The 9202-nt window shown below is 60.0% G+C and carries 10 protein-coding genes; 3 read left to right on the plus strand and 7 right to left on the minus strand.

The genetic code is table 11. From position 1 onward, the window contains the following. Positions 1-29: 29 nt before the first annotated feature. Together AC0L2Y_RS30500 and AC0L2Y_RS30505 are read right to left on the minus strand one after the other, a co-directional pair. Complete coding sequence (locus AC0L2Y_RS30500; RefSeq protein WP_473561558.1) at positions 30-1247, minus strand: cytochrome P450; 1218 nt, start codon at positions 1245-1247, stop codon at positions 30-32. Positions 1248-1264: 17 nt separating this feature from the next. Further along, positions 1265-1729, minus strand: coding sequence for a hypothetical protein (locus AC0L2Y_RS30505; RefSeq protein WP_473561560.1), 465 nt, complete (start codon positions 1727-1729; stop codon positions 1265-1267). Positions 1730-2737: 1008 nt separating this feature from the next. Here AC0L2Y_RS30505 and AC0L2Y_RS30510 point away from each other — a divergent pair. Next, positions 2738-3286 (plus strand): redoxin family protein, encoded by a 549-nt coding sequence (locus AC0L2Y_RS30510; protein ID WP_473503332.1) that lies wholly within the window; start codon positions 2738-2740, stop codon positions 3284-3286. Between the two features lie 75 nt (positions 3287-3361). Further along, on the plus strand, positions 3362-4822 hold the full coding sequence (rpoN, locus tag AC0L2Y_RS30515) for an RNA polymerase factor sigma-54 (protein ID WP_473503330.1): 1461 nt from the start codon (positions 3362-3364) through the stop codon (positions 4820-4822). On the opposite strand, the gene AC0L2Y_RS30520 is transcribed toward rpoN, so the two are convergent. The 5 genes from AC0L2Y_RS30520 to AC0L2Y_RS30540 all read right to left on the minus strand — a co-directional run bounded on the left by AC0L2Y_RS30520 (position 4819) and on the right by AC0L2Y_RS30540 (position 8905). After that, on the minus strand, positions 4819-5472 hold the full coding sequence (locus tag AC0L2Y_RS30520; protein ID WP_473561562.1) for a nitrogen fixation protein NifQ: 654 nt from the start codon (positions 5470-5472) through the stop codon (positions 4819-4821). The two genes, rpoN and AC0L2Y_RS30520, sit on opposite strands and share 4 nt — an antisense overlap. After that, the gene (gene fdxB, locus AC0L2Y_RS30525) at positions 5469-5786 is read right to left on the minus strand and encodes a ferredoxin III, nif-specific (RefSeq protein ID WP_126079046.1); all 318 of its coding nucleotides are present in this window, start codon (positions 5784-5786) and stop codon (positions 5469-5471) included. Before fdxB ends, AC0L2Y_RS30520 begins: the two co-directional genes overlap by 4 nt. Next, positions 5783-5986 (minus strand): CCE_0567 family metalloprotein, encoded by a 204-nt coding sequence (locus tag AC0L2Y_RS30530; RefSeq protein WP_473561564.1) that lies wholly within the window; start codon positions 5984-5986, stop codon positions 5783-5785. The genes fdxB and AC0L2Y_RS30530 overlap by 4 nt, the downstream gene beginning before the upstream one ends. A gap of 633 nt (positions 5987-6619) precedes the next feature. Continuing rightward, positions 6620-8515: an ABC transporter ATP-binding protein gene (locus AC0L2Y_RS30535; protein ID WP_473561576.1), complete on the minus strand. Its 1896-nt coding sequence runs from the start codon at positions 8513-8515 to the stop codon at positions 6620-6622. 201 nt (positions 8516-8716) lie between these two features. Then, a complete protein-coding gene (locus tag AC0L2Y_RS30540) occupies positions 8717-8905 on the minus strand; it encodes a hypothetical protein (protein ID WP_473561566.1) in 189 nt (62 codons plus the stop codon). Between the two features lie 58 nt (positions 8906-8963). On the opposite strand from AC0L2Y_RS30540, the gene AC0L2Y_RS30545 reads away from it, so the two are divergent. Further along, the coding region (locus tag AC0L2Y_RS30545; protein WP_473561568.1) for a transposase at positions 8964-9202 on the plus strand (239 nt) is incomplete at its 3' end.

The raw sequence follows: 9202 nt of genomic DNA on the forward strand, positions 1-9202 counted from the left end.
TGTCTTGGCATGGCTCGGGACGGCAATGGTCATGACCAGTCCAGGATCAGATTTTCGATCCCGAACACATGGCCGCCACAGGTGATGGGAAAAGTACCCTCCTTGATCCGGAAGGTCGGTATGCGCGCCAGCCACTCCTCCAGGCCAATGACAATCTCGCGCCGGGCAAGGTGTGAGCCAAGGCAACGGTGGGGACCATAGCCAAAGGCGGCGTGGCGGTTGTGCTCTCGCGCCAGATCGACCGTGTTGGGGGAGTCGAATTCCTCCGGGTCGCGATTTGCAATCATCGTGGCGCAGGACACATAGTCCCCCTTTCGGATCGGCGCGCCTTCGAAGTCGATATCTTTCGTAGCCACGCGGATCAACTGAATGGGCGGATAGGCCCGCAGCAATTCTTCGGTTGCGAGCAGGATGCGGTCCGGTTCGCTGCGCAGCAGTTCCTGATCCTTGAGGTTGCGCGCTAGATAAGCCAGGTCAAAGCCTATAGCTGCTGCGACGGTGTCAAGTCCCGCGACGAAGACAAGCACGCCGATGCCACGGATCTCCTCGTCGGTTAGCCGGCGGCCCTCGACCTGTGCCTGCACGATGAAGGTCATGAGATCGTCGACCGGATCCTTGCGGCGATTGGTTGCAAGTTCGTCGATGAAAGCCACAATCTTGCGGGCAGCCACAGGTCGTTCCACATCGTTGCCGTGGAGCAGATCTTTCGCCCAGCCGACAAATGTATCGAGTCCCTGATCCGGCAACCCCAGAAAGCGAAGGAAGATGCTGACAGTGAACGGAAAGGCAAAATCCTTCATGACGTCGCAGCTCGTGCCCGATGCGGTGATCCCGTCGATCAGGGCTATCGCTCGCTCACGGACAGCCGGTTCCAGTGCCGTCACCCGCTTGGGCGAAAGCAGCGGACTGAGTAGCGAGCGAAAGACGCCATGGGCCGGTGGATCGAGCTCAAGCGGGATCGTCGGCCAGGTTTCGCCCAGTATAGAGGAGAAGATGCTGCGATGGCTGGAAAAAGTTTCAGCGTCCTGCAACACCTTACGCTGGTCTGCAGCGCGGGTGATCACCCAGGTGCCCCGGCCATCTTGCGTGTTGTAGGGGGAATAGAAGATTGGAGGCCCGTCATGGGCGCAAGCGACGGCTGCGTGTGGATCCCCGTTGGGCGTTGGTGGCATGCCTGGCGATGTGAACAGGCTGAAGTCTCTCACCATTTCGGGCGGGACATGATCTGGAACCGGGTTGATCGCCATTGGATTTCTCCTGCCGTCTAACCACTAACCAGGCCGCGCGGCATGGCATCTTGGCCATCCGGAAGCTTGTTGCCGTCTTGGCCAGACCGCTGCCTGCCCGCCAAAGAGCCGACGAGCGAAATCGTCGGATAAGCGGCGTTTTCCAGCTTCGAACGGCGAGCCGGAAATGAAGCTCTCCCCCACAACGGGTTCAGGCCGGTCGTCTCTTCCAGGACATCGGTAGCGCGGCACGCGAGAGGCGGTACCCGTCGACATCGCTTCGCCGATTTCCGCGAGCGCAGGCGATGAGGGCATGAGCAAACATGCTGGTCGAATCTCATCTGCTCCTCGATCGATGGCCTTTGGCCGGTGCCAGGCGAACTGCGGGTGTCCACGCCAGTCACGCCGGTCGGGCTTTCACAGGCGATGCCTTTGGACAGATCGGCTCGACGCGGACCCGACATGTTGTCTTGCTTGATTGCATTGATCACGATGTCACCCACACATGAACGCCAGGCGGTAGCTGCCGCCTCACGAGAGAGCTTCAAAAGTCGTGCCAGCGGCGCGGAAAAGCCCTGCAGGAGATTTTATATATACCCTTCAAGAGCTTGCACGAATGCGCAGCCGCAAGCTTGGCGGAGTACAGCCGTGTCGCGGACCTGACAAACCCGACGGCAAAGTCGCGGCAGCTTCAAAATGCTCCGCGAGTGCAAGGCGGTTTACCCGTCACCTCGGGACCGTGACCGCCTCACGCAAGCGCAGTTCAGGAAGATGCACATGGCCAGCTTGCTAATGGACGTGCTGGCTTTTTGTACCCGTTGCCGATTTCGAAGCTGTGTGGCGAACGTCGATAGGGCGAAGCGCGTAGTCAGCCGTCTCAATCCTGAGAACTGAGGCCAATAGGGACCTTCGTCAGGTTAACCCTCCGACTCCTGTCACTCGTTCCGAGTATGGGCCACAGATTCGCGCTCCGAATACGCGCCACCTATTCTCCGCGCCGGCGATCCGGCGACCGTCTGGTCCGATTTCCAACATTGTTGTCCAGCTTCGGACAAAAGAGGCTCGCGGCTTGATACGCATAAAGGGATCCCCTCTGCCCAGAGCTCACGATCAGGTGATTATGGGCGCGCTCGGTCTCGGCGAAGGCATGGTTTCTGGCCGCTCAAGGCAAAGAGTGTCGCTGCAAAAATCACTGTGAACCCCTGCCTAGAATCGAATGGCATGGCGCTTGCGTCGTACTCAGCAGAACCCATCACAAGGTGGACAGGAGCAAGACCATTGCCGACATCGCGACGCCCCATACAAGCGCGTAGTGAAACCGTTCTCGTTGCCGCCGCAAATCGAGACCTCGTTTTCTTCAAACGCCCGTGGTCGCGAGCGGTTTTGCCATGGCTGATCCAAGGCCGACACGCAAACGCGCGGCGCTCGGCCGAATTGCCGGCCGAGGTCGATGCCGTGTCAGTTTCAACCGAAAAAGCAGCGCATCATTTTTTACTCCAGGAGCAACATCGATGACCGTCAAAAAAAAGGTTCCTTTCGTCACCTTTCTAACGCGTGTTCGCGATGATTCAGTCCAAGGGCCAAATCCATACCGTTGGGAAGAAAAGACATCCGACGACTACTTTGTCGGCAAGCGCGTCATACTGTTCTCGCTGCCAGGCGCCTTCACCCCGACCTGCTCGACCTACCAACTGCCCAACTTCGAAGAGCTCTATGACGAATTTGAGAAGCTGGGAATTGAAGCGATCTACTGCGTCTCCGTCAACGATGCCTTCGTCATGAATGCGTGGGGGAAGGCCTTGGGGCTGCAGAAGGTCGAGCTCCTTCCGGACGGCTCAGGCGAGTTCACGCGCAAGATGGGCATGCTGGTCGCCAAGGATAATCTCGGCTTCGGTATGCGCTCCTGGCGCTACGCCGCTCTGATCAACAATGGCTTGGTGGAGCGGTGGTTCGAGGAGGAAGGTTTTTCCGACAACTGCGAGACCGACCCCTATGGCGTCTCGTCGCCGCAGAACGTCCTTGAAACGCTGAAGGCCGGCAAATCCGTGACGGCTGCATGATCCAGAAGAGTCAACGTCTCGAAAGGTCCCACTGCACAAGGCCAAGAGTCGCTCGGTAGGAGTTTCACGCTAACCATGCAATCCTCAGCAAGCCTGCTTCAGCGTCAGAAGCAATCGTTCGTTTTGACGCCGCAAATGATGGAGTCAATTCGGCTGCTGCAACTGGCGCATCCCGAACTGCATCAGTTCGTCGAGCAGGAAATCGAGAAGAACCCCTTTCTGGAACATGCATCAAACGATGGCCGGGCGCCGAAGGATACTCCGTCCATTTCGGCCGAAAACCCCCACATCGGGCCGACGACGGGCGGAATATCGGAACGGGCCTCGGAGTGGAAATCAATCCGCGGCAAAAACAATGTCGCAACGGGGGGAAACAATGCTCTCGAAGATACCTGCACGTCCACCGAAACACTGCACGACCATGTCGCTCGTCAGATCGCTCTCAGCGCGTTCGCGCCGCTGGAGCGGCGAATAGCTGGCGAGCTTGCCGGTTATCTGGAAGACAACGGATACATTCAGGTGAACCTTTCGGAACTAGCCGGCAGCCTAAATGTCCGGGAGGCTGACGTGGAACGGGTTCTCGGAACCTTGCAGCAGTTCGATCCACCGGGGATTTTTGCGCGAACTCTCAGCGAATGCCTTGAGATACAATTGCGGCAGCTAGACAGGTTCGACCCGGCGATGGCAGCGATGGTCGCCAATCTTGAAGCGCTAGCGCGACGCGATTTTCAGGCATTGAAGCGCCACTGCGGTGTCGATGAAGACGACCTTCTCGATATGTTGCACGAAATCCGCGCGCTCGATCCCAAGCCTGGAAACCGATTCCAATCCGGAGGGCCTGAAGCGATCATACCCGACGTCTTGGTCCTGCCCTCGCCCGCAGGCGGATGGCAAATCGAACTCAATCCAGACACGCTGCCCAAAGTGCTGATGAACCAAACCTATTTTGCCGAGGTCTCGCGCCTAAGCACGCACAATTCGAAAGATCAGGCATTTCTCAACGAATGCCTCCAAAACGCGAACTGGCTAATCCGCAGCCTTGATCAGCGCGCCAAGACGATCCTCAAGGTCGCGGCTGAAATCATCCGCCAGCAGGACGCCTTTTTGGAACACGGCGTCGACCACCTGCGGCCTCTCAGTCTCAGGACTGTCGCGGATGCGGTCAACGTACACCAGTCGACGGTAAGCCGGGTGACGTCGAACAAATACATGCTGACCCCGCGTGGCGTGTTCGAACTGAAGTATTTTTTCACCGTCGCGATCGCCTCCTTCGAAGGCGGCGACGCGCACTCCGCCGAAGCTGTCCGCCATCGTATCAAGGCGATGGTTACCTTGGAATCGCCCGACGAAGTGCTTTCCGACGACGACATCGCCACCCGGCTCAAGGAAACGGGGATTGACATTGCTCGCCGTACGGTTGCGAAATATCGTGAGGCGCTGAACATCCCGTCCTCCTCGCGACGTCGCCGGGAAAAGCGCGTGTGGCTTCGATGCCAATCAAGCCCGGGCGGCGGCGCCCACGAAAGTGGCTCTTAATCCAATGCGAACCCGTCCTTGACCCGTGCCAAGTGGCTTTGGCCTTCCTCCGGGCCAAAACAGCTTTCGAAATCTCGACACTCCTGACAACTGGGCGCGGTGCATAGCGAAAAGCCTTCAGCCTCGCAGAGCTTACGATAGAAGTACTTCTTCCATTTCATGTTGTTGGTGTTGCCGGCCGCCAGCGCCGGGAAATGCCTGGCGATCAAGCGGCTGAGCTCGGCGCGATTGACAAGGCCAAGGTCCTGCCACAGATGGTCATTGCGCAAACTACGCCTGGCGATGATCTTGGCGAAGAGGGTGCTCGCCGGATCGCCTGGCCTGGCATGCCCAATGAGCAGGCAGCGCAGAAGCCCTTCCTCCATATCCGGCTCGGGATCAGTGAGCTTTTCCAGCGCGAAGGCGTTGACGGGCATAGCGGGGAAACAGCGTGTAACGAGATCTCGCAGGTCGGCGCGCGAAAGGCCGGTTGCTTCGGTCGCGGTCGCCTTGCCGGCCTCAACCTCCTCCAGCGCGAGGTAGATAACACATGCAAGCACATGCTGGTCGAACGCCGTCGCCTGGTCGGTCGGCGGCCATTGGCTGGTGCTTAAACAGCCATAGTGATGTGCGAACGTGGCGCCGTTCTCCTGGTCTTGTCCCCGGCTCATGCAGCTAGCGTGTCGGCCGCAAGGTGGGTCTGGCAGTTCTTCGGGCAGACGCGGCCGCAGGCACCGCAGCCGATGCAGCGGCCGGCATGGTCGACGATCATGACCATGCGGTTGAGCTCGCCGTCGAAGTCGTCGTCCTCGCCCGCGCAGATGCCCAGGATTTCGCCTGCGTCATCGACGCCATGAAGGTGCATGACCTCGCGCGAGCAGACCTTGAAGCAGCGGCCGCAGCCGATGCAGGTCGCGCGATCGATCGCCGTCAGATAGTGCGGCGTCCATGGAGAGCCGTCGCGGGTGACAAAAGCGCCCGTCATTGTGAATTCTCCAACGCCGCGAGCTCTTCCTTTGCCACATTCAATTCGGCAAAGATCCCGAAGGCTTTCCCGGCGACCGCCTTGATCTTGGTCCAGTTGACCGGCAGGTCCTCGGCAAGGCCGTGCAATTCCATCTTGGCGGCTCCCGCGCGCGACTGCAGCTTGCGGACCTTCTTCTGCAACAGCTCAAGGTCTGACATGATCCCTTCCTCGCAAACCGGTTTTCTTACGCTCGCGCCATGTCGGGACGCACTTCGAAGACCGCGACCGCATCGCCGGTTTCGTACTGACCTCGGCGAGTTTTCGAAACGTCTCGAGCCGAACGTTGATGCCGATGGTGCATGGGAGACGCTACAGCCAGCTTATGCAATCCCGCGCGGCGGAACGCAGGTCCGTATGTTGCAGCTTCGAGTTCGGCATAAGAGCGGTGGGTCGCAGCGACAATCAAGATCTTGTGCCCGACGTCGACCCGGGGGGTTAGCGCATGCTGGGAGGGAGTCGATTTTGGCGACACCTCTATGCCAGAGGACGCGTATCCGGCGCGGGCCCTGCGCCTTGCTTTCCTTCGCTCCATTGGTCGCATCAACCAGAATGTAAATGATCGCGCGGCTGTGGCCTCAGGAGGAAGCCTCAAGCGCCGTGCCGGGAACGCAGGACGAAGCTCATGAAAAATTGTCTGCATCCCGTTCATCGGTTTAGCCTGAGCGCGGCAGGAAGACAGGTCGGCACCACGCGCGTCGTGGATTCGAAAGATCCGACGAAAGGTTGCGGCCGCCTTTTCAGCAACGGCCCGACAGGATTGCTGGGGAGGCAAGCCTGAATTCACCCCGCCTTCAACCGCGTTGCACATTGGTCTCATCCCACCCCTTTGTGAGCTCCAAGGCCTGCCGTTCGAACAGGCGGCGGTAGATGCCGTCGCGACGGATCAGCGTGGCATGGTCGCCCTGCTCGGTGATGCAACCACGGTCGAAGACAAGCAGCCGGTCGAGTTCGCGCACTGTCGAGAGCCGGTGCGCAATGACGAGCGTGGTGCGCCCGACCATGAGCCGCTCCATCGCCTTCTGGATCAGCACCTCCGATTCCGAGTCGAGGCTCGATGTCGCCTCGTCCAGAATCAGGATCGGGGCATCGGCGAGGAAGGCGCGCGCTATAGCCACACGCTGGCGCTCGCCGCCTGAAAGCTTCACGCCGCGTTCGCCGACCAGTGTGGCGTAGCCGTTCGGCAGGCGCGCAATGAAGTCATGCGCGCTGGCGAGCCGCGCCGCCTGCTCAATGTCGGACCGAGAAGCACCCGGCCGCCCATAGGCTATGTTCTCGGCCAGCGAGCGGTGGAACAGGAGGGGCTCCTGCTGTACGATCGCGATCTGCGAGCGCAGCGAGGCCTGCGTCACCCGCGAGATGTCCTGCCCATCGACCAAGATTCGTCCAGCATCCAGGTTGTAAAGCCGCTGGATGAGCTTGACGAAGGTGGTCTTGCCGGAGCCAGAGGGGCCGACCAGACCGACCCGTGCGCCGGCCTCAATCGAAATCGACAAGTCGCTGTAGAATGGCGACCAATGATCGCCGTAGTGGAAATGGACGCTCTCAAAATCGATGTGACCCTTGGTGATCCGGATCGCCTCGGCGCCCGGAACATCGGCTACGTCGGGCGGCTGGCTGTAGGTTTGGACCAGTTCCTCCATCTCATTTACAGAGCGCTGGATGTTGCGCACGTGCATGGAAACATCACGCAAGTAGCCATACAGGACGGTGAAAGACGCGAGCACCAAGGCGATGTCACCTGGGGTAGCCTGGCCGCGCGACCACATAAATAAGGCATAGCCGATCAAAGCCGCTCTCATCGCAAGAAGCATGATCCCCTGGAATGCAGCACTGATCGTCCCGCGCACCCAGGTCCGACGGGTGCGGTGCAGCCACTTGGAGATGACTTTCGCGAGGCGATAATCTTCCCGCGCTTCGGCGCCGAAACCCTTGACCACCGCGTTACAACTGATGGCGTCCGCAAGCGAGCCGCCAAGCCTCGTATCCCAGTTGTTGGCAAGGCTTGCCGCTGGCGCCACATAACCGAGCGACAGGATAATGATCAGCGCCACATAGCCAACCGAGCCGCAGGCGATGATCAGCCCCATCATCGGCCAGTACCAGCCGAGCAGAACGCTCGAGCCTACGAGCATGATGAGCGAGGGGAACAACGCGAGAACGATCGTGTCATTGAAGAGGCAGAGCGCCCACATGCCGCGCGTGATCTTGCGAACTGTCGAGCCGGCGAAGGTTTTCGCATGCCAATCGGTCGAAAAGCGCTGGACGCGATGGAACGCGTCGCTGGCGATGTCGGACATCATCTTAAGAATGAAGTCGTTGATGGCAATGAAGGCGATGTTGCGCATGACGACGGCGCCGAGTGCGAGCGCAATCAACATTGACAAGGCCGCAAGAGCCGCATCCCACACGACGGTGTCGGCTGCCGCTCCTTGGGCGACCGCGTCTACGAGCCGTCCGGAATACAGCGGCGTCAGGACGTCGAGGAGCGTTGCGACAAGCATCGCGATCATAATGATCGCGAGCCGGACCGGCTGCCTGCTCCAGTGGCGTATGGTGAAGGCGAAAACGTCGCGAAAGGCGGCGCCGCGCAGATCGATGCGGAAGCGACGCCTGGCTTTGAACGAGCGCGCCAGGACGCTCGGTCTCAAAAAACCTGAAATGGAAAGTCTGCGTGAGGACGAAAGCATCGCTCGCAACGCGGGTAGCTGATCTCGACCTGACATGTTGCTTTCTTTCCTTCGTTCCATCGATCGCGATGTCACCCGCGAGATGAATATCGGCCGTGGGCACGCGCTGCCTTGCGAGGAGAGAACCGCAATAGCCGTGCCAAAGGCTCAGAAAGAAGCTCAGAAGAATTTTCTGCATATTCTTCAATGACAAACGAGCTCTCAGCAGGCAGCGGGGCGGAACAGCGCCGCGTCGCGCACCCGACAAACCCGACAGCACGCATCGGTCGCGGGCATCCTTGGCGAACGGCGGTCGTGTCCCCACAGGTGGTGTAGCTCGGCGGTAGCGAAGCCGTTCGCGAGCGCGCCCTTGATAGCGCTGTAGCGAGCGAGCGGCTTTGCGGTGGTCATCGGCGCTTTCCGGTAGGGTTTGGTTGTTGACGCCAACCCATTTCGGAAGGAGCCACCGATGACCGACGACATGATGAACCTGCGCACGCTCGTGGAGAAGACCCCGGATGCCGATCTCTTGCGCGAGATGATCGGCTTTGCCGCCGAGCGGCTGATGGAAATGGAAGTGGGCGCGGCAACCGGCGCCGCCTATGGCGAGAAGAATCCGCTGCGGCTCGCTCAGCGCAACGGCTATCGCGAGCGCGACTGGGAGACGCGCGCCGGCACCGTCGAGCTGCGCATCCCCAAGCTCAGGAA

The sequence above is a fragment of the Mesorhizobium sp. WSM4830 genome (assembly GCF_055811495.1).